General features: G+C 38.5%; 20 protein-coding genes and 1 pseudogene. 3 read left to right on the top strand and 18 right to left on the bottom strand.

Features of this window, described 5'->3' with window-relative positions:
• Positions 1 to 239: 239 nt before the first annotated feature.
• From AC1RNS_RS14050 to AC1RNS_RS14030, 5 genes and pseudogenes are all read right to left on the bottom strand, one after another.
• Positions 240 to 1,502 (bottom strand): annotated as a pseudogene (locus tag AC1RNS_RS14050) (UvrD-helicase domain-containing protein); the annotation flags it as partial.
• A 1-nt stretch (position 1,503) separates the two neighbouring features.
• Positions 1,504 to 5,013, bottom strand: coding sequence for a helicase-exonuclease AddAB subunit AddB (addB, locus tag AC1RNS_RS14045; RefSeq protein ID WP_492993514.1), 3,510 nt, complete (start codon positions 5,011 to 5,013; stop codon positions 1,504 to 1,506).
• Between the two features lie 83 nt (positions 5,014 to 5,096).
• A complete protein-coding gene (locus AC1RNS_RS14040; protein ID WP_492993512.1) occupies positions 5,097 to 5,270 on the bottom strand; it encodes a hypothetical protein in 174 nt (57 codons plus the stop codon).
• 580 nt (positions 5,271 to 5,850) lie between these two features.
• On the bottom strand, positions 5,851 to 6,474 hold the full coding sequence (locus tag AC1RNS_RS14035; protein WP_492993511.1) for a TVP38/TMEM64 family protein: 624 nt from the start codon (positions 6,472 to 6,474) through the stop codon (positions 5,851 to 5,853).
• Positions 6,475 to 6,485: 11 nt separating this feature from the next.
• Entirely contained in the window at positions 6,486 to 7,037 is a 552-nt protein-coding gene (locus AC1RNS_RS14030; protein ID WP_492993509.1) for a helix-turn-helix domain-containing protein, read from the bottom strand.
• Between the two features lie 124 nt (positions 7,038 to 7,161).
• Here AC1RNS_RS14030 and AC1RNS_RS14025 point away from each other — a divergent pair, with 124 nt between their 5' ends.
• Positions 7,162 to 7,893 (top strand): AzlC family ABC transporter permease, encoded by a 732-nt coding sequence (locus tag AC1RNS_RS14025; protein WP_492993507.1) that lies wholly within the window; start codon positions 7,162 to 7,164, stop codon positions 7,891 to 7,893.
• On the top strand, positions 7,890 to 8,216 hold the full coding sequence (locus AC1RNS_RS14020) for an AzlD domain-containing protein (protein WP_492993505.1): 327 nt from the start codon (positions 7,890 to 7,892) through the stop codon (positions 8,214 to 8,216). The genes AC1RNS_RS14025 and AC1RNS_RS14020 overlap by 4 nt, the downstream gene beginning before the upstream one ends.
• A 53-nt stretch (positions 8,217 to 8,269) precedes the next feature.
• On the opposite strand, the gene AC1RNS_RS14015 is transcribed toward AC1RNS_RS14020, so the two are convergent.
• The 13 genes from AC1RNS_RS14015 to AC1RNS_RS13955 all read right to left on the bottom strand — a co-directional run bounded on the left by AC1RNS_RS14015 (position 8,270) and on the right by AC1RNS_RS13955 (position 23,314).
• The gene (locus AC1RNS_RS14015) at positions 8,270 to 8,506 is read right to left on the bottom strand and encodes a DUF2198 family protein (RefSeq protein WP_492993503.1); all 237 of its coding nucleotides are present in this window, start codon (positions 8,504 to 8,506) and stop codon (positions 8,270 to 8,272) included.
• Positions 8,506 to 9,687, bottom strand: coding sequence for a PDZ domain-containing protein (locus tag AC1RNS_RS14010; protein ID WP_492993501.1), 1,182 nt, complete (start codon positions 9,685 to 9,687; stop codon positions 8,506 to 8,508). The genes AC1RNS_RS14015 and AC1RNS_RS14010 overlap by 1 nt, the downstream gene beginning before the upstream one ends.
• A 142-nt stretch (positions 9,688 to 9,829) precedes the next feature.
• The gene (locus AC1RNS_RS14005) at positions 9,830 to 11,281 is read right to left on the bottom strand and encodes a S41 family peptidase (RefSeq protein ID WP_492993500.1); all 1,452 of its coding nucleotides are present in this window, start codon (positions 11,279 to 11,281) and stop codon (positions 9,830 to 9,832) included.
• Positions 11,244 to 11,393: a hypothetical protein gene (locus AC1RNS_RS14000; RefSeq protein ID WP_492993499.1), complete on the bottom strand. Its 150-nt coding sequence runs from the start codon at positions 11,391 to 11,393 to the stop codon at positions 11,244 to 11,246. The genes AC1RNS_RS14005 and AC1RNS_RS14000 overlap by 38 nt, the downstream gene beginning before the upstream one ends.
• 50 nt (positions 11,394 to 11,443) lie before the next feature.
• Positions 11,444 to 12,034 (bottom strand): peroxiredoxin family protein, encoded by a 591-nt coding sequence (locus AC1RNS_RS13995; protein WP_492993498.1) that lies wholly within the window; start codon positions 12,032 to 12,034, stop codon positions 11,444 to 11,446.
• Between the two features lie 37 nt (positions 12,035 to 12,071).
• Positions 12,072 to 12,704: a hypothetical protein gene (locus AC1RNS_RS13990; protein WP_492993497.1), complete on the bottom strand. Its 633-nt coding sequence runs from the start codon at positions 12,702 to 12,704 to the stop codon at positions 12,072 to 12,074.
• Positions 12,705 to 12,970: 266 nt separating this feature from the next.
• Complete coding sequence (locus tag AC1RNS_RS13985) at positions 12,971 to 14,269, bottom strand: murein hydrolase activator EnvC family protein (RefSeq protein WP_492993495.1); 1,299 nt, start codon at positions 14,267 to 14,269, stop codon at positions 12,971 to 12,973.
• Between the two features lie 69 nt (positions 14,270 to 14,338).
• Positions 14,339 to 15,223 carry a permease-like cell division protein FtsX gene (gene ftsX, locus AC1RNS_RS13980; RefSeq protein ID WP_492993494.1) on the bottom strand — a complete coding sequence of 295 codons (885 nt, stop codon included), beginning with the start codon at positions 15,221 to 15,223 and terminating at the stop codon, positions 14,339 to 14,341.
• Positions 15,213 to 15,899, bottom strand: a complete 687-nt coding sequence (gene ftsE / locus AC1RNS_RS13975) for a cell division ATP-binding protein FtsE (protein ID WP_492993493.1) — start codon at positions 15,897 to 15,899, stop codon at positions 15,213 to 15,215. Before ftsE ends, ftsX begins: the two co-directional genes overlap by 11 nt.
• Before the next feature lie 260 nt (positions 15,900 to 16,159).
• Positions 16,160 to 17,347, bottom strand: coding sequence for a DUF4097 family beta strand repeat-containing protein (locus AC1RNS_RS13970; protein ID WP_492993491.1), 1,188 nt, complete (start codon positions 17,345 to 17,347; stop codon positions 16,160 to 16,162).
• A 178-nt stretch (positions 17,348 to 17,525) separates the two neighbouring features.
• Positions 17,526 to 20,390 carry an excinuclease ABC subunit UvrA gene (gene uvrA / locus AC1RNS_RS13965; RefSeq protein ID WP_492993489.1) on the bottom strand — a complete coding sequence of 955 codons (2,865 nt, stop codon included), beginning with the start codon at positions 20,388 to 20,390 and terminating at the stop codon, positions 17,526 to 17,528.
• Between the two features lie 7 nt (positions 20,391 to 20,397).
• Positions 20,398 to 22,377, bottom strand: a complete 1,980-nt coding sequence (uvrB, locus tag AC1RNS_RS13960) for an excinuclease ABC subunit UvrB (RefSeq protein WP_492993488.1) — start codon at positions 22,375 to 22,377, stop codon at positions 20,398 to 20,400.
• 694 nt (positions 22,378 to 23,071) lie between these two features.
• Positions 23,072 to 23,314, bottom strand: a complete 243-nt coding sequence (locus AC1RNS_RS13955; protein ID WP_492993486.1) for an IDEAL domain-containing protein — start codon at positions 23,312 to 23,314, stop codon at positions 23,072 to 23,074.
• A 226-nt stretch (positions 23,315 to 23,540) separates the two neighbouring features.
• Between AC1RNS_RS13955 and AC1RNS_RS13950 the strand changes: the two genes are divergently transcribed.
• On the top strand, positions 23,541 to 24,050 hold the full coding sequence (locus AC1RNS_RS13950) for a competence protein ComK (protein WP_492993485.1): 510 nt from the start codon (positions 23,541 to 23,543) through the stop codon (positions 24,048 to 24,050).
• Positions 24,051 to 24,101: the final 51 nt, after the last annotated feature.

Here is a 24,101-nt window from a genome sequence, read left to right as displayed (position 1 = left end):
GAACCCCAGTCTATCCATCCCACAGAATACCTCTATCCCGCTTTCCTTCTTTCGATTAGGAGGATGTTCAACTGACTTCACCGAGCTTATAACATCATCACGATTGCACGCGACAATGCTATTCGGAGGATTAGGTCGAGCCTTTCAGAGCGTTACCTCATCATTCGACTCATCTGATTTCTTAGTTCTCCTAGCGAAATGATGCTAGTGGCTAATCTTTTCAATTAGCAACGTGTCGCACTATCTTGATATTCATCCACAAGTACTTCTTTAAAGCGCTTTTTTAAATCCAATGCAACAGGTGATGGTTGTAAATCTCCATTTATTTCCTCTGTTAAAATTTGGAGTGCAAAATGCTCTAAATCCGAGAAATCTATAATTCCTCGTTCTAATTTTGCTAGACGAAACTGTTCACTAAACACATTTGTCAGTCCAACTAATGTGCCAATTGTTGGAGCCATCAGACGAATTTCCTCTAACAAGCGAGCGGGCGTTCTAACAAAATAGGTTTCTTTTATGTTATTAACAATTTTTTTGGCAGCCTCTCTTTTTTTCTTCGCAAGCTCCTGTAACTCCACATCTACTAAAGCATCCTTGGACACTCGCTTTAACGTTGACCATTTGATGGTGGCAAAATAATTAAAGAGCTCCTGCCATGCTCCCTCTCGACTAATACGTATGCCCTCTTGAACCATCGCAAAATCAATTTCTGCCGTTTCAGCATAGGGTGCTGGTCCTGTTGGCTGTAACGTTATTGTTCGCATTTCCGAAATTAACACAAATGCTTCTTCAAGACTATGCTTTACTGTTAATTTCACATATTTCGACAACTCTAAATCATCAATGGTCACATCTTCCGCTAACTCATATGTTTTAGGAAGGCTGTCCAACCATTTTTTCGGCTCTGCATGAACACGAGATGTATCATAAAGCTTGCTAATTAATGTTTCAATGGCTTGATCATCACGATCTGACGTAAAACTATCAACTAAACGAAAGATTGCTTGAACTTGTTCCTCATCCTCAGAATCGTAAGCAGTTTCAAGTACGTCTGATAAAATATCATCTCTTAACAAGGCAACCTCTGCCTCATTAGCAATACGAAAGCCTGGATCAATGTCTAATAAATAGGCATACTGTTTTACAATGGCTAAGCAGAACGAATGTAATGTTGAAATCTGCGCTTTATTAACTAGGCTTAGTTGACGTCTTAAATGATTGGAAGTAGGGTTTTCTGCAATTGCTTTTTCAAGCGCCTCAGCCATTCGATGACGCATCTCTGCTGCAGAAGCATTAGTAAAGGTTACAACTAGCAGCTCATCTACGTTAATCGGATTCTCTGTGGCTATGACCTTTTCAATCATACGATTAATCAGTACAGCTGTTTTCCCAGAACCCGCAGCCGCAGAAACAAGTGTATCCTGACCACATGCATAGATAGCCTTCCATTGGTCATCAGTCCATGTAACATTCGATGGTTTTTCAGGTATTGCTTGTACCAAGTTACTTCATCTCCTTCCGTATTTTTTCAACAATTTCGTTTGGCTTTGCTTGCATTAATTGTCGATAGCTTTGCTTGCCATCAGAGGGATCAAACTGACAAACAGCAGAAAACTGACAATAATCACAGGCTGTTTTTGACTTTAATTTATACGGACTAATAGACGTATCTCCAGATAAAATACCATTGCCAGCCTCTTGATGCTTTCGGCGCACAAAATGCTGCAAATTTTTCATATCGTTAACAGGTACTATCCGTGACTGAGATTCTGAAGGTGTCCCATCCTTTTTCATATACACAGGAATAATTTTCGAATGGCCGCTTGATTCTTCCAACTGCTCATCCATCGATAAAATGGCTTCTGCATTCTCTGATAGCAGTCCCTTCATTTTATATTGCTTTAAACGATCTTCTTCAATCTCACTATCACTTAAATCCTTGTCAAGCTTTAGCATTGGGTTATGAACATGTACATACAGTACCCCTGCCGGCTCTGTTTCTCCTGGTAGCCAATAAGAGCTATTTTCCATTGCTACATCTAAATAAGTAAGGACCTGTAAAGAAAGTCCATAGTAGACTTCATTTAAATCTAAATCACGAGCTGAGGATTTATAATCGACGATACGTAAATATGAGCGATCATCTATAGATGCGCTATCCACCCGATCAATACGACCACGCATAAACATTTTCTTTCCGCCAGTTAAATCGATTTCAAGAGGCGGGAGCTGTTCATGTTGACCTGGTCCAAACGATGCCTCAATAGCAATTGGCTTAAAGTGAGAAACATTGGCATGCTGGGTCAATGCTGTCATTGTTCGTTCAACAATACGGATAAGCTTACGTTGAATATAACGATAGCGTGCACTGGATAGTAAGATTTGATGGGAAAAGACTGGCACAATTTGCTCCACAGCTTGTCGTGCCAATTGTTTAATCTGCTGTTTCGTTAAACGTACCCATGACAGCTGTTGACGATGCGTTTCTTCTGTAATCCATTTCAGTGCTTCATGGAATAAATCACCCATTGCAAAGGTTTCTAATCTATACTCTGCACGTTCCTCTAAACGCAGCCCATATGTTGTAAAATGCGAAAACGGACATCTAAAATATTTTTCAATTCGAGAAACGCTGGATGTCAGTTTTTGACCGTATAACTCCTGTGTAATATATGTTTCAAGAGGTTGTGCTTCATTTTTATGTGTAATAGGTTGGAGGACACGTTCAAAAATCAGTGCCCAATAAGGATCCTGCTCATAAAATTTTTGTAACGCTAGCCATTCTGGCGTAAGCTCACGACTATGTTCAGCTTGGCGTAGCTGCATCATAAGATGGGCTAAAGCTGTGCGCGGATGACGTAAATACGGTAGTGGATTATTTTCTAGTAATTCAATTGGATCCATCACAACCCGCTCAACAGCTACTCCACTTAATAAACCTGGCGTATTTTCATTGCCAATTATTTTCTTTATATAAAGTGAAGATAGTAACGGCTTCCCTTCTTCATCAGCTGTAGGATACGACAAATACAATTTATCAGAAGGCGTCGTTAAAGCTCTATATATTAAGAAATTTTCTTGGAGTAAACGATTTTTAGATGTCGGTGCAAGCTCATATCCGATTTGGTTAAACCATTCACGTTCAACATCTGACAATAATCCCTCATACTCCATACGTGTTGGATAGATCCCATCATTGATGCCTAAAACGAAAGCAACTTTTATATTTGATAAACGAGCTAAATCAACCGTCGCTACCATTACTTCATCTAAGGTAGGTGGAATGCGGGAAAATTCTAATGTATCAAAGCCCTCATCTAGAATTTTTGCTGCTTCCTCTACAGTCATTTGTTGTTCTCCAAACATATACACAAACTGATCGAGTACAGCGATCCATTCTTTCCATGCTTGGTCATGCTCGCTAGCTGATAAGGCATCTCCTCGATCCAGTTCACGATCTTTCAAAGTCTGCAGCTTTTCATAGACCTTTAAATCCTCAATCATTTCAAATAATGCAGTCGCTACATCTCTACCTGTTTTCGCTACTTCTAGCTTGTCTTGTAACACTTTTAGTGGTTGTCGAATTTCATCTCGAATAGCCTCGATTTCCGCTTGCATAGCACGTTCCTCATCTGTTTGTACCTTAGAATGGAATTCAAGACCTCGATATTTTTTGAAAAACCATCGAGATTCCTCAAACCACCGCTCACCATAAATACCCTGTGCTAAGCAATAATTCTCTAAACGATCTGCACGCTCACGCCAAACATTTAGCTCAGCGTGTAATGGGAAAAATAAATCTGTTTTGACACTACGGAAAATAGGCTCATACTTCCAATTCGAAGTGACTACTTCTAAAACCGAACGACTAAGCTCTATTAATGGGTGATGGAGCATGGTCTTTTTTGAATTTGTAAAAGTAGGAATTTCATACTGCTGAAAAATTGTTGAAATAAGCGGGTCATAAACATCTGGTTGTCTATAAAGAAGTACAATATCTTGATAACGATATTCATCCTCCTTTGTCAGCTTTGTTATTTCCCGGGCAATGGCATGTATCTCAGCACGTCGATTGGATGCTTCAAGTACCTTAACATCACCAGAAGTTTCTTTTGATTGTGATACCATTTTCGAAAATCCCTCTTCCACATGCTGTAAATCTTTAGATTGAAAACGGTACGTATAGTAAAAATGTAATGGTGCATCTACTTCAATGCCCTCTTCATTTGCAATATCGTGTAAGCGTTGATTTGTTAATGCAGCTTCATGAAATAAAGACTGCTCATCATAAGCTTCATCAATATGATCAAAGGGCAGCACAACTGTAACTTGTTTCGTCACCTTTAATAGCTCTTTAACTAACTCCAACTCTCGAACAGTAAAAGCTGTAAATCCATCTATATAAATAGTTGCTTGCTTCATCGTCTCAGAGTCTTTCAAATGCTCAGTTAAGATTGGATAATAGCCCTCACTATCGACATATGTCGTCCCAAGTCGAGCCTCCAAAGCTTGTAAAACTACTTGTAAGTCATTGGTTTTAGCTTGTAATGTATGTGGAGCATCAATGGCCTTTAAAGATGAGGTTACTTCTGCTAGCACTGAGCTATTGACACTATAACGACTAAACTCGCGTAAGAGTGTCTCAATTTCCTCCGTAAAGCCTCTTTTTCCAGCAGCTTGGCGGAATAATGAAAATTCATCTTTTTGTTCCTCTAATAGTTTACGAATAAGCATTCGATAGCCATAACCATTTACTTCTTTTCGTGCAATACCGCCAGTTTCCTGTAATACAAGCCATGCTAATCGTTTAAATGTCATAACCTGTGCACGGATTAAGCCTTGTAAGCCATGTTTATTCGTTAGCTCATACTCTGTTGAATAAGACATTTGGTCAGGTACAATCACAAAAATCGGATGACCTAATGGCTCTGATTTTAATTGTTCAACAATTTCTTGATGGATAAATGTTGATTTACCAGTTCCTGATCGCCCTGAAACAATACGCAATGTCATATACGGTTCCCCTCCTATGTCTATAATTTTTTTGATAAACATGTATTTTGAATGTTTTATGTCAATTAAACCTGGGCACTTTTCTATTCTACCTGAGCGATTCCCACTCGGGACGGAGCACTTTTCTCTTCAACCCGAGCACTTTCCTCTTGGAGCGGAGCAGTTTCCTTTTCAACCCGAGCTCTTCTCACTTGGAACGGAGCACTTTTCTTCACAACCCGAGCAGTTTTCTCTTGGGGCGGAGCACTTTTCTTCACAACCCGAGCTCTTCTCACTTGGAGCGGAGCAGTTTCCTCTTCAACCCGAGCTTTTCTTACTTGGAGCGGAGCACTTTTCTCTTCACCCGAACACTTTCCATTTGAAATGGAGCAGTTTTCTCTTCAACCCGAGCGCTTCTCACTTGGAGCAGAGCACTTTCCTCTTCAACCCGAGTTCTTCTCACTTGGAGCGGAGCAGTTTCCTTTTCAACCCGAGCGCTTCTCACTTGGAGCGGAGCACTTTTCTACGCAACCCGAGCAGTTTCCTTTTGGAGCGGAGCACTTTCCTCTTGGGGCAGAGCAGTTTCCTACACAACCCGAGCTCTTCGCACTAGAATCGGAGCAGTTTTCCCCTCAACCTGAGCTCTTCTCACTTGGGGCAGAGCAGTTTCCTCTTTAACCCTGGCACTTCTCACTGAAATCGGAGCACTTTTCTACATAACCCGAGCACTCACAGTTGTCCCAAAGCACTTTTCCATTCTATCTGAGCATTGACTTCCTTTCCTTAGAACAAGTTAAAAACCCCTTCTCTCATTTTACATGATACAAGGGGCTAGATGTGTATATTCAACTTCCATACTTAATGATGTTTCGTCAATTTTCGCGCTTGCTTTAGATCTCTCTCCACACGTGCGTTTAATCGCTTCTCTATAAGCTTGCCGATCCACCAAAGTAAGACAATGGCAATTGCTGCAATAATTAGTCTTACAGGGCTTGTCAGTAACGATTTTAAATCATAGCCAAGCACGCTCATTCCTAAAATCATGACAAACTTACCCGCTAACAACACCACTAAATAAAATTTTTTATGAATATGGGAGAGCCCGGCTACTATGTTGACAATTACAGAAGGTGTAAATGGAAAACAAAGTAACACAAACAGTGGGCTAATACCATTCATATCTACCCATTTAATTAGCTTCTTGACCTTGCTACTCCCTGTGACAAATCGCAGCTTCGGGTGCTTGCCAAAATGTCGAACTAGTAAAAACACTGCATATGACCCAGCTACAGAGCCTAGCCATGATAGTAAGAAACCAAGCCATAATCCAAAAGCGCTTGCATTGGCCACAACGAAAACAACCAAAGGTAAAAATGGTAAAAATGCTTCTATAAAAGGTAATAGCAATCCAATGACTGGGCCAAGCGTTCGATATTGTGCTGCCACATGTTCAATATTTTCTACAGTAAACCATTCATTCAAATTCGACACCTCTATTTATACTGCAAAATTAAATGTAAAATCGTTAATGTTTCCGAAGTATTTTTATATTCATGAGGCTGATGACCTGAGAATACCAATGTATCCCCTTCCTTAATCAATTCATGCATATCACCAGCAGAAATAACAGCTTGTCCCTGTATAACAATTACAGTTTCTTCTACCCCTTCTGTATGTGCTTCACTCCTACTGAAGGCTCCTGGCTCCATTTCGATCTTGTAAAACTCCCAACCACGCTCCGGATTATAAGGAATAATCGAATATACGCGATAGCGCCCCTCATCTTCATCTACATGTGGTGCATCATCACTGCTATATTTCATGAAATGAGCTGTTGGTGGCTGTAATAAAGAGGAAAAAGAAATGCGCATCCCTGCAGCAATTTTCCAAATGGTTGATACAGTTGGATTCGCTTCTCCCTTTTCAATCTGTGCAAGTTGCGCCTTACTTACACCTGTAGCTTTGGAAACATCATCTAAGCTTAAATGACGCTGCTGACGAATCTTCTTTAATTGAAATGCTAAATTTCGGCTCATTTGTTCCATTATTATTCACCATTTTCTATTGTTTATTTTATCAGACATATGTATACTTTAATAAACATCAAGAACTATCAAACTATTCCATCATTAGTATACATGGAAATTTTTCAGAAGGGATGACCTATTTATGACAAGTACAACAGAGCTTCGAAATGAAGCAACTCACTCACCAAATGACAGCTTTATACAAGGCGTAAAAGATTGTATCCCAACATTACTCGGTTATATTAGTATAGGACTTGCTTTCGGAGTTGTAGGTTCCGCTTCTGGCTTATCAGTACTCGAAATTGCACTTTTAACTATTTTGATTTATGCAGGCTCTGCACAATTTATCTTTTGTGCACTCCTTTTAACAAATAGCCCAGCTTCTGCTATCATTGTAACCATTTTCGTCGTAAATTTACGTCATTTATTAATGAGTTTAACAATAGCTCCACATTTTACGCACTATTCCATGCTCCGTAATGTTGGTTTTGGTACATTGCTAACAGATGAAACTTTTGGTGTAGCTGTAACAAAGCAAATGCAGACAGGAAAGTTGTATGGAAAATGGATGGACGGATTAAACATCACTGCCTATTTGTTTTGGATTCTCTCCTGTGTTGCTGGCGCATTTTTAGGCAAATGGGTGGCAAATCCAGAGAAATGGGGTTTAGATTTTGCCTTAATAGCTATGTTCGTTGCCTTGCTTGTCCTTCAGCTTAGCAGTGTTGGGAAAAATAAAATTATGCATTATCTCATGTTGATCGGCTATATGATTGTCATCATGTATGGTCTTTCTTATTTTGTCCCTTCACATGTGGCTGTTCTTCTTGCAACAGTTATTGTGGCGACAATTGGGGTGGTGACGGATAAATGACAACAACTGCTTATATGGTATGGCTAATCATTGGCTGCGCACTTGTAACTTGGTTACCACGTGTTATTCCATTTATTTTTGTTCGCAATGTAAAGCTTCCAGAAGTTGTCCTAAAATGGTTAAGTTTTATTCCCGTTTGTATTTTGAGTGCTCTTGTTATTGAAAATTTATTGGATACTGACAGTGGGAAAGTTGTTACACTGGATTGGCCCGTATTTCTTACATTTGTGCCAACTTTAATCATAGCGCTTCTCACAAAAAGCTTATCTATTACAGTTGTAGCTGGCGTGATTATTATGGCAGCTGTACGATTTTTCATGTAAAAAGGTCAGTCCAAAGCGATACACTTTGGACTGACCTTTTATTGGATTAAGGTTTAAATGGATTCTTTTTTATGCTTCATTTTACTGGCTAACCAAAAACCCACTGTTAACGAAAATGCATCAATTACAAAGATAAGAGGTGGAGAAGTATACCCTGCATAGACAGATGCCGCAATAAGTGCAATTGCCAAAATCAAAGCAACATAGCGATTAAACGTAATTCTAGTAAACAATAATACAAGTAATGCAGGTACAAATAACGCTAACACCATTTTCCCGAAAACATCCATTAGATATCCCTCTGCTCAGCTAGCAATAAACCAATTCGATAATGGTCATTGCTATAAATTACATGCTGTGTTAGGCGTATCTCGTTATTAAGGTCTAATACCTCTAAACGACAATGCGCTGCGTTTAATTGTAATGCTTCATATAATTCAGCCTCAGTAAAAACGGGGCGTCCATTTACTTTACGAATACACTCTCCTACAAGCAAACCCATTTTTTCAGCAGGCGAATCCGGTAGTACTGCTGCAATAATGGCTCCTTTCGTGCTTTGTGCAACTGCATAAATATCAGTTTTATCTTGCATTGCATAAAAAATAGAAATAATGACACGGATGACTACACCTACTGCTAAGGTTATAAAACCGATTAGTGGCTCCAAATATGCTGCCAGTCCACCGATTAAAATAAGCTGTCCTAGTATAAGCACTGATTTCCCTATTTTGGGTAGCTTCAAGGCTGGTAATTCTTTTCTTGCAAGCTTTGAAAATCCTATGACTATCGGAAATAGGACAAGTGCAAAATGATTGTCACCTAATGTGAATTGTGGCCAATAGGGCAATGCTGATGGAATAATATCACCAGGCATTACAAAGAAGATTGGTAATAGCCAAACATTTCTTGAACGATATACAATGGCCTGCATACCACGCTTGGTTTTTTCCACACAAGGCGTTGTTACCTTTAGAGCTGTTCGACGAATTAATATACCCTCAGCAATTACACATAGACCTGCTAAAATAGTAATGGTTACAATAGAACCTTCTAATAAATTTACACCTTCCACTGAAAACTTCCACCATGCAAAAGTCCAATGATAATGAAACATTCCCCATATCATGAAAGCAGCAAGACCCATCGTATAAATAGGAGAAAGTGCGTTTATGAAAAACAGGATTAGTGCCAAAGCTGAAATAGCTATTAGCAATAATAAAAAATCTTTAGGTACTGTTAAACCTGCACCAACACTTAATAGTGAAATTATAAGGGCATATAGCCAACCATGCTTCCACTGCCCAACTAGTTCTGTCCATCCCCAAATAATGCGTCTATTAAAAAATTTACGTTCCTGCTTTACGCGACGATACCCTAAAAAAATTGCAAAAATAATAGCAATATACAGTAATGGGTTGAGTAAAAAGCGGCCAATCGCTGTTACAATTTCTATTAATATATCACTAACCATACGAACACCCGCCGTTTCTGTCTTAAATACTATGAATTTATTGTATCAAACGACTACACACTTGCGTAGTACAAACTAAAGATATTGTCATTACTTAACTATATTCAGCGGATGTCATTTTTACAAATCAAATTTCTATTATCTACTGTTCTATATTGTGCAATAAAAAGCTTGTCGCCATTTGGAACTGTAAATCATTTTGACGATCTTGTTTATATTGCTTCAATGTGTCATTTAAGCTATTAAAGAATGTTGAATCTAGATAAATATTATCTTCTGCCTGCTTCAATTTTTTCTCATCTCGGTATTGCATAACAGCTTCCTCTGTCTTTTCATCCAAATAACCATCTAGTCTATCAATTTTATAACCAAGCTTTTTTAAAGCATTTTGGGTATACGAAATTTCCTCACTCATATCACCAACTTTAAATTTGCCAGACAATGGGTGCATCTGGAAGGCGAATAATTCATTTTGCTCAATCACTAAATTCGCTTCTATTCCTTGCCCATGAATCCATTCACGCTTTGGTGTCAGCCATTTATTTGTAGATAGTTTTAGTTCTCCACCATTTGATAAAGCCCAGGATTCCTGTACAGTTCCTTTACCAAAGCTCTTAACTCCAACGATGGATGCACGCCCCCATCCTTTTAATGCACCACTAAGTACCTCACTAGCTGATGCACTGCCTTCATTTTGTAAAATTACAATCGGAATTTTATACATCGTTTGTAAATATTTCTCGTCAAAGCTTTTTGCTTCTGTTTTTAATGGTTCCATAGCACCTTCAGCATTTTGCATATACGCAAATACTTTGCCATTCTCTAATACCGTGCTCAGTAGCGCTGCGACGCTATGTAAATAACCACCTGGATTATCCCTTACATCAATAACAAGTCCCTCGATGTCTTTTCTCAGTAATTTACTCGTTTCAGCAACCCATTCATTTGCTGTTTTTTCACCGAAGATAGAGATTTCCACATAGCCAATCGACGTATCTTCTACCTTGATTATTTCACTTGATACCGTTTTATTCGATATTGCAGCTCGTTCCATTGTCATTTTTATATGCTTATCCTCACTAGGTCGATAAACGACAATGGTAACTTTCGTGCCCTTTTCCCCTTGAATTAATTGCATTAATTCACTCATCTTTTTCCCATCTACTCGAACTCCATCAACTTGTACAATTTCGTCGAGTGATCGCATGCCTGCCTTCTCCGCTGGGGATGAACGAACAGGAGATACAACAATAAACTTTCCGTTATTTTCAGTTAGCTCAATACCAATACCCACTCTTTCTTCAGCTAACATTTGTCGATGCTGCTCTGCCTCTTCCTTCGAATAATAGGTACTATAAGGGTCCTTAATTGCATCTGCCATACCACGCAGTGCCCCCTCCACCAACGATTCCTTTTTTGTATTGTATACAGATTTCTCCTCAATCAAGTTCATGGCTTCATTGATTGATTCAACCTCTGTGACGACTGGCTCCTTTTTATTCCCTGCCCCTAAATTAAACCAGTCAAAATAAAATCCACTACCTAGCAATAAGCTACTAGCCAGTACTCCGACACCAGCCATTATTTTGCGCAAATCTTCCCTCCTCCGTCTCTTTTACTGTATGACTTTTAATTTTCAAACATACAAGATTACGCTTCAAAATAATTAATTGAATGCCTGATACTTTCATTGCAATAGTTTCCATAAAAAAACTGCTGCGCTTTTAATAGAAAACGAGCAGATTTTTGCGTAGATTTAGTCTAATGCATCCACATAAGTTTTTAACATATCAGCATCCATCGGGCCTCTTATAGCTCGTTGAATATAGCCGTTAGAATCAATAAAATATGTTGTAGGTATTGTTAATATTTGATATTCTGAGCCAACTGAATTTTCTGGGTCAAGAACAATTGGAAAAGTTAATTCGAAGCTATCTCTAAAGGTCATTACCGTATCAATTTTAGCGTCAGCCGTCACATCACGTTCAGCCGAGGTTAAATTGACAGCTACAATTTCTACATTATCTTCTTTGGCATATTGTTCATAATAGCTTTGCATATGTGGCATTTCAGCCTTACATGGCGGACACCAAGTCGCCCAAAAATTTAATACAACCTTTTTTCCACGAAGACTACTCAAGGTGACATCTTCTCCATCTAGACTTGTGAGTGTAAAATCTGGTGGCGTGTCTCCATTTTTCAACCCAATATTACGCTCCTCCATCTCCTTTCCTAGTGAAGCCGTTTCAATTTCTCGCTCCTTATCAATTTGCTGTCTAACATATGTACCAACCATGGCAACTACTAACAATACGACAATTAGTAGCCCAACATTTTTCTTCTTCATTATTTCCCTCCAATAATCTTCTCTTTCTCTTTTAATATCAATCTTTCGTTTCAAAATTCTTTACAAAGCGTTGCAATAGTAAACCTATTATAAGTAATATAACGCTGATCCCTACAGCCGGTTGCCATAACCCAAGTGGCTGAAAGTTAGCTACAATAATCAATCCACTTGTATAGACGAGTAAAGCATAATTGATAGTAGATACTTTCCATAATATGAGGATTGTTAGTGCACTTAGCACAGTTAAAGTAATAATTTCGCTATTAGTCGGATTATCATTCAGTAATACGACTAGCCATTGATAAATGGATTGTGTTAAGATAATTGCCCAGCTATAGGCACTTGCTCCTGTTACATCAAACTGTATTTTTTGTTTCTTCCAAAGAAGCTGAAATGATACTGCTATAACAGCTAAAAAGAGACCTATTGTACCTCCATTGAAATAGAGCAATGCAAACGGTTGAGCTATAACAGTTTTAGTATCAGTGACAATGACACTAAACTTCCAAACAAGTATAAAGGTCAAAATGACATCTCCATATACCCCAGACCACTTTTTCGGGAATTGCATTCGTAATACTAGCCATACAATGACAAAAGCCATTAGAAGAGCAACAGCGGTTGCTGGCAATGTTAAAGTCCGAATAGAGAACCACTCCGTATTAATCACCCAAAATCCTCCACAAAAAAAGATATTTTTAGCATAGCATATATTCTTAATGTGAACCGTTATTTCACACTGTTTTCAGAAAATCTTCAGAAAGCCTATTTAAATCATGGACTTTCTGTAAATGAACTCACGATATACCCCTATAGGTATTCATAAATTGTAACATTAAATAATCAATTTGTATAATAACTAGCACTTCCTCACCTTTGTTGAAACATAAAAAAAGCTATACATTAGACTATGCTAATGTATAGCTTCACTATTTTTTAAAGTGGAATATATTTCAATGGATTGACACTACCAACTGCTTGTCCACGCCAAGCACCAATATGCACCTCAAAGTGTAAATGTGGTCCTGTTACGCGACCAGTGCTACCCATCGTCGCAATTTGCTGACCTTGAGAGACCTCTGCACCCACACTTACATTGAAGGAATTTAAGTGTGCATATACTGTCGTATAAATTTGACCGTCAATAGAGTGTGTAATAATGACTACATTGCCATATGTGCTAAGTGGTGCCGCATAGGATACAACACCATCAGCCGCTGCCCATATTGGTGTTCCTGTCTTATTAGCAAGATCCACACCATAGTGGAATTCAGGACCTGCGCCAATATTACGCCAGCCATATGGTGATGTTAAACGACCATTTGTAGGTGTAATCCATGTACCATCAGATTGTGGCGCATTAACAGTTGATGAGCCACCCCCATGATTGCCTGCATTCGCTGCTGCTGCAGCGGCTGCCTTGCGTTTTGCTTCCTGCTGACGGGCAATTTCCGCTAAACGATTTTGTTCATCAATAATTTTTTGTTGTAATTCGTCACTAATTTCTAGTGCTTCAGAATATTCTTTTTCTAGCAATACTTTTTCAGATTTGAGCTTTTCCTGCTCTTTTTCTAATTGATCTACTAATTTATTTTTCTCTGTTTTTTGTCCATCTAAAGATGCTTTTAAACGTTCAAGTTCAGCTTGTTTTTCCTCAAGCTTTTGGCGTTTATTTTCTAACACCTTCTTTTGCTCCTCTAAAGTTTGCTTGTCCTCTTTTTGATCACGAATAATTTGACGATCCGCATCGAGTAAAGCATTAACAGCAGAGAATCGATCGATAAAATCTACGAAGCTATTAGAACCTAGTAGTACGTCTAAATAGCTAACAGATCCACCCGCTTGAATTGCACGAGCACGGTCCTGCAACAATAAATCACGCTCTTCAATTTTACGCAGAAGCTCTGCTATTGAATCCTCTAATGCTTTTATTTCTTCATTAGTAGCGTGCACGTCTGCAAGTACATTTTTGATATTACTATTTGTTTTGTCGATTTCAGCGTTCAACGTTTGAATTTGATCTAATAGCTTTTGTTGCTTGTCTTCATTTGCAGTAATTGCATTTGTCTTGTTTTTAATGGATGAATTTAATTCATTTTTCTTTGTTTCCACTTGTTTTTTTTCATCTTTTAAATCCGATAAACTAGTTGCATACGCTGATGGAGTTTGGATAAAAAGAAATAGTGCAGATACTACCGCAAGTGTTTTCATTGAGTTTTTCGCCTTACTTTTCACCGACTGAACTCCCCTTCGACTATTTTTTTGTAATGTAGATTGATGTCGTTTGAGCTATCAATCATCTACCTATATTTTCAAAAACTTACGCACTGACATGAAGCTTCCCCAAATACCGATTAGTACACCAATTAGTAATAGTAGACCGCTTACTTGGTACACAAGAGGTGAAAAATCAAGTACTTGTACAAGCTCGCCTTTTAAACGAGGCGCTATAATTTTATATACATTGTGATAAAGGGTTGCGACAACCGCAATCGGAATAATAGAACCTAAAATCCCGAGCCACATTCCTTCCAGTAAAAATGGGATACGAACGAATGAATTCGTTGCACCAACAAGCTTCATAATTTCTATTTCATCACGACGGGCTATAATGGTAATACGGATCGTATTAGAAATTAAGAAAATAGCTGTAAATAATAATCCTAAAATCAACACTAGTCCAACATTACGGCTAATATTTAAGAAGTTGAAAAGCTTTTCTACCTTGCCCTCTCCATACATAACGTCGTATGTATACTCAAATTTATCAATTTTTTTTGCAACAGTAGCTGTTTGCTGCGGATTTGAAGCTTTCACGTAAACAACATTTCGTAAAGGATTACTTTGCTCAAATAGTTTAAAATCTTCCCCAAAATCCTTTACTAATTTGGTTAACTCTTCTTCCTTCGTGGAATAGGTCATTTCAGCAATATCTGGCAATTTTTTTATTTTTTCAATTAGCGCCTTTTCAGCAGCCTCATCTGCCGTTTCATCAATCAATACTTTAATTTCAACATCATTCTCTAAATCAGATGCGACTTTATTCAAATTCATCATAATAAGCGCAAAAACGCCTACTAAAATTAATGTAACAGTTACTGCACTCACAGAAGCAATGGTCATCCAGCTATTACGGCCAAGCGACTTAATACTTTCTCGGAAGTGACGTTTTACCGTATTAAATTTCATAACCGTATTCACCTCCGTGCTCATCACGGACAATCATGCCGCCCTCAATCGCTATCACTCGACGTCGAATCGTATTCACGATTTCACGGTTATGGGTTGCCATTACAATCGTTGTACCACGTGCATTAATTTCCTCAAATAAATTCATAATCTCCCATGAAGTTTCTGGATCAAGATTTCCAGTAGGTTCATCTGCAATTACAACCTTCGGAACATTGACGATTGAGCGTGCAATTGAAACACGTTGCTGCTCGCCCCCTGATAGTTCATTCGGAAACATTCTTGCCTTATGTTTTAGCCCGACAAGCTCTAATACTTCCATCACCCGACGACGAATTTCCACTGGCTCTTCTTCAATTACCTCTAAAGCAAACGCAACGTTCTCATAGACATTCAATCGAGGTAAAAGCTTGAAATCTTGGAAAACAACACCAAGTTGTCTGCGCAAAAAGGGTACCTTCTTATTTTTCAAACTTGCTAAATCTATACCATTCACCGTAATTTCACCGGAAGTTGCTTTTTCTTCACGATACATTAATTTTATAAATGTTGATTTACCAGCACCACTTGGGCCAACAACATAAACAAATTCTCCCTGCTTTATGTTAACGGAAATCCCATTTGTCGCTACAACGCCATTTGGGTACTTCTTTGTCACATTCTTCATTTCTATCATATTTAAACCACCTAAATCTCTTACCTATGTAAGAAGTATTCTCTTACTATTATAGCACTCTATTTCTGTTTTTTTATTACAGTTTCATTTCATTCCGTGCCAGTTCCTACTATTTCGTTCTTTCATTACCATTGTCATCTCGTATTTATTGTAAAACTCGACATCAAAGAAAGCAGAAAATCGACCTTCGATTGCCAGAAAATGAGACAAAAAAAGCATGCAAGCGTATGTTTGTGCATAGCTTGAATGCTTTTTTAAGCTTAAATATGCTGCTCGTCAGTTGTTGTATAGCGTACTAAAACCGAACCTGTTTTAGATTCACCTTCGATAAAGAGACGATTCGCATTCTCTACTTCTTTATCAAATCGTATTACTTTTGATAAGAATTGATCCTGAGATTCAATCTTTGATGCATCTTGAATGCCTACATCTACTTTCCCAAAATTTGTTACAATTTTGCCGCTTAATGAAATGGTACGTGGTATATACAATTCCACAGAACCTGCAACTGTTTGTGCTTTGATTTTCGATGAGTTTGTAGAGCAAGTTGTTACAACTACATGTCCATTGACCGATTTTGCTTCAATCTCATCCAATGCCCCATCTAAATAGACACGACCATTTAATGTTTCAGCCTCTAAATCTTTACCACGAACATTCGTCAATTCAATCGATCCATTCGAAGAATCTACTTTAGCTTTTTCAAAATTAAACTTAGAGCCCTTAATGGCACCGTTTAATGTTTTCACTTTTAAATGGTCAAAACCTATATCTTGTAAAGATACACTACCGTTCATTAAACGAACTGATAATTTTTCCAACTGCTCCTTCGGTACAAGGACTTTAACATTCACTTGAACAAGCTTTAATTGACTTAAAATTCTTAACGAACCTTCATCTTCTTTTACTACGAATTGCTCTAAGAAATGGTTACGTGTTTCTTCTTCACTATCATTAATAAGTGGTGCCTTCACCTTACATATGACTTGGAAGCTGTCTCCTTCAGTAGCTTCTAAAGAAAAATTACCATTCGGTAATTCAGCAATTACACTGTCCACATGTTCAGCTGTCACTTCTTCCGTATGCGTAAATTCTACTTTATCACCAAACGGAGAAGATACATCAAATTCCTTTACTTTTTTCACGGCTGTATTCATCATATCCATAAAGAGTGAGCCAATCTGTGTTAAATCCTTACGGAAATCCTGCATCTCATCTTGGAAATATTTCGTAAAATCAGTATCTTTTTTCTGCTGTTCTTTAGTTTGTTCATTGAAAAGTGACTCTTTTTCTGTTGAGGATTGCTGCCCCTCTTTTGATACATCATTCATAACATTTTGAGTAGACTTGCTAGGTTGCTCCAATGCTTCTAATAATGTAATCGCCTCTTGCGCTGAAATTGTTCCTTTTTCCACAAGTTCTAAAATTCGTTGACGTTCATTTTGCATAAATAAAATAGCCTCCCTCAGTTCGTTATATTATTTATACGATTCATTTTGTGAAAAGTTTCACCAGAGAAATGAAAAAATTGGGGCTAAAGCTTCTAGGAACTTTTTGAAGCACACTTATAAGAAAAAAATCGCAACGATCACTTAGAAAGGAAAGTTGCGATTTTTGGATTTTACTTTATTGGGAAGCCTTTGCTAAAGCAGCTTCCATACGCATACGATCACGCTCTAATATTGGTTTTAAGTATTTACCAGTATAAGAACCATTTACCTCTACGACCTCTTCAGGTGTTCCTGTTGCTACAATTGTGCCACCTTTGTCACCACCCTCTGGTCCTAAATCGATAATGTAATCTGCTGTTTTAATAACGTCCAAATTATGTTCAATCACTAAAACTGAATCACCATTTTCTACCAAACGCTGTAAAACAACAAGCAGGCGTGCAATATCATCTGCATGTAAACCTGTTGTGGGTTCATCTAAAATGTAGAACGATTTCCCTGTAGAACGACGATGCAATTCAGAAGCTAATTTCACACGCTGTGCCTCACCACCAGATAAGGTCGTAGCAGGCTGTCCTAATTTCATATAGCCTAATCCAACATCCACAATTGTTTGTAGCTTACGTTGGATTTTTGGAATATTTTCGAAGAATACTACTGCATTTTCAATAGTCATATCTAAAATATCTGCAATACTCTTATCTTTATACTTCACTTCTAATGTTTCACGATTGTAACGTTTACCATGACAGACTTCACAAGGTACGTAAACATCTGGTAGGAAATGCATCTCTATTTTAATAATCCCATCACCGCGACACGCCTCACAGCGGCCACCTTTAACATTAAAGCTAAAACGCCCTTTTTTATATCCACGTACCTTTGCCTCATTTGTTGTCGCAAAAACATCACGAATATCATCAAAGACACCTGTATAAGTCGCAGGGTTAGAACGAGGTGTACGACCGATTGGAGATTGGTCAATATCAATAACCTTTTCAAGCTCCTCCATTCCTGTCACTTCTTTATGCTCACCAGGCTTAACCTTTGATCGATTTAGCTTTTGTGCCAATGATTTATATAAAATTTCGTTAATAAGCGTCGATTTCCCAGAGCCAGAAACCCCTGTCACTGCTACGAACAGGCCAAGTGGTACATCAATTTTTACATTGCGCAGATTATTTTCCTTGGCACCTTTAATGGATAGTTTACGACCATTTGGCTGACGTCGCTCAATTGGTAATGGAATGAACTTTTTGCCGCTTAAGTATTGTCCAGTCAAAGATTTGTCATTATCCATGACCTCCTGTGGGGTACCTGCCGCCACAATTTGACCTCCATGAACTCCCGCACCAGGCCCAACATCAATAAGATAGTCTGCTGCTAGCATTGTGTCTTCATCATGTTCCACTACAATAAGCGTATTACCAATATCACGCATGTTATGCAATGTACTGATAAGACGATCATTGTCTCGTTGATGCAAGCCGATAGATGGCTCATCTAAAATATAGAGAACGCCTGTTAATCGAGAGCCGATTTGTGTCGCAAGTCGAATACGTTGAGCTTCTCCTCCTGAAAGTGTACCTGCTGCTCGACTTAATGTTAAATAATCTAAACCCACATTTACAAGGAAGCCAAGACGTTCTTCAATTTCACGTAAGACAAGTCGAGCAATTTTCATATCCTTTTCTGATAAATCCAACTCTTTGAAAAATGTATCTGCCTCCTGAATAGAATACTGTGTCACTTCTCCAATATGCTGACCAGCAATTTTCACAGCTAATGTTTCTGGCTTTAGGCGATAGCCTTTACAAGAAGGACAAGCCTGCTGAGCCATATATTTCTCCATTTGTTCACGGACATAATCAGATGTTGTCTCTTTAAAGCGTCGTTCCACATTGCGTACAACGCCCTCAAATTCAATCATTTGATCTCGGACATTACCAAACTCATTTTCATAATGAAAATGAATTTTATCTTTACCAGAACCATATAAAATTTTATCCATTTTTTCTTTTGGAATATCCTTTACAGGAACATCCATCGGAATATCATAGTGATCACATACTGCCTTTAGCAGCTGTGGATAATACTGAGAGCTTGTTGGTTCCCATGAAGCTATGGCATGTCCTAATAATGTACGATCCCAATCTGGTACTATTAAATCTAAATCGACCTCTTGTGTTGAACCTAGCCCATCACAGCTTGGACAGGCACCAAAAGGACTATTAAATGAAAACATGCGTGGCTCTAGCTCCCCAATAGAAAACCCACATAATGGACAGGCATGATGCTCACTGAATAATAGCTCCTCATGCTTCATGACATCAACAAGAACACGTCCATCCGCTAAACGTAACGCTGTTTCTAAGGAATCACTAAGACGTGCTGCAATGCCTTCTTTCATCACAACACGATCCACTACAACTTCAATGGAATGCTTCTTGTTTTTATCAAGTTCGATGGCATCATCTAAATCTCGTAATTCGCCATCAATACGGACACGCACAAAGCCTTGCTTTTTTAAATCTTCCAATAGCTTTACATGTGTCCCTTTACGTCCAGATACCATTGGCGCAAGGAGCTGCATCTTTGTTCGTTCTGGATATGTCAATAAGCGATCAACCATTTGCTCAATCGTTTGGGAAGTAATTTCAATACCATGATTTGGACAAATAGGCTTGCCAATACGTGCATACAGTAAACGTAAATAATCATAAATTTCAGTTACTGTACCAACTGTTGAACGCGGGTTACGGCTCGTTGTTTTTTGATCAATCGAAATAGCAGGGGATAATCCCTCTATCGCATCAACATCAGGCTTGTCCATTTGGCCAAGAAATTGACGAGCATAGGCAGAAAGAGACTCTACATAACGACGTTGCCCTTCAGCATAAATCGTATCAAATGCTAATGACGATTTCCCTGAGCCTGATAAACCTGTTAATACAACTAATTGATCTCGTGGAATTGTCACATTAATATTTTTTAAATTATGTGCTCGTGCGCCTTGCACGACGATTTCAGTATTTTTCACAAGTCATTCACCCTTCTGCCTTCAATTCAAATATTGTATCGCGAAGCTCTGCAGCACGCTCGAAATCGAGTGCTTTTGCTGCTTCCTTCATTTCTAATTCTAGTGTAGCAAGTAACTGCTCTTTTTCCGCCTTCGTCAGCTTCTTACCTTTTGTGGCCTTCGCTACATAAGTCTCTTCTTCCTCTGCCACCTGTGTCGCACGAATAACATCAGGAATTTTCTTCACAATCGTTTTCGGTGTAATACCATGCTCCTCGTTATACGCCATTTGCAATGCTCGACGACGTTTCGTTTCCTCAATTGCCTTTTTCATCGAATCCGTCATATTATCTGCATACATAATGACATGACCATTAGCATTACGTGCTGCACGTCCAATCGTTTGAATTAATGAACGCTCTGAACGTAAAAATCCTTCCTTATCAGCATCTAAAATCGCCACAAGAGAAACTTCAGGAATATCTAGACCTTCTCGCAATAAGTTAATGCCGATTAGTACATCATAAGTACCTTTCCGCAGCTCGCGAATAATTTCAATTCGCTCTAGCGTCTTAATCTCTGAATGCAAATACTCCACCTTTAAGCCCATCTCTTTCAAATAAGCTGATAAATCCTCTGACATTTTTTTCGTCAAAGTTGTAACAAGCACTCGTTCATCACGAGCGATACGACCTTGAATCTCATCGATTAAATCATCAATTTGCCCTTCAATAGGACGTACGTCAATTTGTGGATCAAGCAGCCCAGTTGGACGAATAATTTGTTGCACCATTTCTGGCGTATGCTCAAGCTCATACGGGCCAGGTGTTGCGGATACATAAATAGCTTGATGTATATGTTTCTCATATTCTTCAAAACGTAAAGGGCGGTTATCTAGTGCTGATGGCAAACGGAAGCCATGCTCAACTAACACACCTTTACGCGCCTGGTCACCATTGTACATTCCTCGAACTTGTGGCAAAGTAACGTGACTTTCATCGACAACCAGTAAAAAATCATCAGGGAAATAGTCAAGTAGTGTATATGGCGTTGCCCCCGCTTCACGCAATGTTAAATGACGCGAGTAGTTTTCAATACCCGAGCAAAAACCCATTTCACGCATCATTTCTAAATCGTAACGAGTTCGTTGCTCTAAGCGCTGCGCCTCTAACAATTTATCCTCTGCGCGTAAAAGAGCTAAACGCTCCTCCAACTCTTTTTCAATATTATCAATAGCTTTTAGCATTTTTTCTTCTCGTGTAACGAAGTGGGACGCTGGGAAAATAGCAACATGATCACGCTCTGCTAGTATTTCTCCAGTTAACGCATCCACTTCGCGAATTCGATCAATCTCATCCCCGAAAAATTCCACGCGGATACAATGTTCATCACGTGATGCTGGGAAAATTTCCACTACATCACCACGTACCCGAAACGTCCCACGTGTAAAACTCACATCATTACGCTCATACTGTACATCGACCAATTTTCGAAGCAACTGATTACGTTCAATTTCCATTCCCGTACGCACTGATACGACCAGTTCACGATATTCTTCTGGAGAACCTAGACCATAAATACAGGACACAGATGCAATAATAATGACATCATCGCGCTCGAATAATGCAGATGTCGCAGAGTGACGCAATTTATCAATTTCATCATTAATGCTTGAATCTTTCTCGATATAAGTATCCGTCTGCGGTACATAGGCCTCTGGCTGAAAATAATCATAGTAGCTGACAAAGTATTCCACCGCATTATTCGGGAAGAACTCTTTAAACTCACTATACAATTGACCAGCTAGTGTTTTATTGTGTGCCATAATCAGTGTCGGTTTTTTGATCTGTTGGATAACGTTAGAGATGGTAAACGTTTTTCCTGTTCCTGTTGCACCAAGTAATGTTTGATGACGTTTACCTGCATGTACACCCTCCACTAATTCCGCGATTGCCTGTGGTTGATCTCCATTAGGTTGATATGGCGCTTGTAAATCAAATGCTTGCACTCACACCCCCGTCCTTTCCTACCAATTTGTACATTTATTTTAGCATAGCAGCACTGAAATTTCGAACATTTAACGAACGAATGTTTGTAAATTGTTTTCTAATTCGCTAAAATGACGGTATATTTACTAATCATTCAAGTAAATTACTGAATATCTTCCTACCCTTATAATAGCCGCTTCATCCAGTTTTCAAGCTCCTTAGCTGAATATATTCCTTTTAATCCCTACTTTACCTTTAATACGGCTATTCACCATAACTTGTGGTTGACTTCCGCTCCGCCAGTGTGCTTTCCAGGGGGCGTCCGATGAGCCGCTTCACTCGCGCTGCTCGCTCCAGGGTCTCATCCAGGACGCTTAATCCCCTAGGAGTCACACTGGCTCCGCTCCAGTCAATTACTATTACAATTAAAAATGTCAACCACATCTTTTGGTGATGAACCTTTAATACCTAGCATGTACTCACGTTTTTTGAGCAAGCAACTACCCTCACCAATTGAGCAAATTCTTCCACTTTACAAGCGATTTCTCTACTAATTGACTGTATTTCTCTTCAACTCTTCTCTTTCTGAGCCACTCTCTCTATTTATTGAGCAAGTACCTATACTTTTAGATTAACAAATGACCAGTTAACTCTTTTACTAATTTGTACACAAAAAATCCCGCCCTCTAATCTTTGGAGAGCGGGTTAGTCATATTATTCACTTGCTGCTTGGCGTAATGCTGTTAGTTCATGTGCGTATAGATGAAATGCCTTTTCATCTTTTTCATCGAGTGCTCTATCTATCAGAACCATGAGCTGCTCTTCACGATGCATACGCTGGATATGATTTAAAAATAAATCCAAATAAATCTCGTTCAATAATTTCTCTGCCTCATCAACTTGCTTTGACTGACCAACGGCTTTTAGAAAATCTGTATACGAATAATATTTATCCAACGATCTCACCTCGATCCTTTTCTAAATTATATGAAAATTGAAATTAAAATGCAATGCTTAAGAACTGAAAATAACTTGGATTAGCCACTAAACTCTGTTCATTTAAAGCAAATTCTCTACACTTTTTCTTCATTTATCAATAGGTTTCACGTTTTATCTATATTATCAAAAATTTATTTTATCCTCTACACTACAGCTATCAATAGAAAAAGGAGGAACTTCATTTATGCAAACAAACTATGTCAATGGATATTTAATGTCTTTCAACACCTATTTACTTGAACCTATCGAGCATGGATCAAAAATCTTCACACGGGTTATCGACAAACATAATGAGCTAATTGTTACTCGTAAACCGATGCACGTACTACGCAAATCTTGTATCTCACTTGGAACAACCTATGAAGCTGCGAAATATTCCGCTAAACGCTTTTTTGGCAATCAGCATAAACTACCAATCGTAGTGGCTTTTGATTATGGTTTCCCATGTATCTTTTTACCAACTTACTCACCGAACTCCATCCATAATATTTGGATTGGTCTTCACGCCATTTCGAATATTATACCGAGTAAATTAGGCTGTATTATCACGCTAAAAAACGATAAACAAATAGAATTACCTATTCAATATGCATCTATCAGTAAACAATTTGTCAATGCATCAATGCTCTATAAGCATTACATGAATGAGCGAAAGAGTATTAGTCATGATGCCCCCTATCATCCACCTTTCTAAAAAAGGTGAATAAAAAAATTCCCTTCAGGTGCACAAAGTTTCTGTGCCCTT

The sequence above is a fragment of the Lysinibacillus sp. GW821-FHT14F06 genome, assembly GCF_058803665.1.
This window is presented reverse-complemented; position numbering and strand designations above follow the sequence as displayed.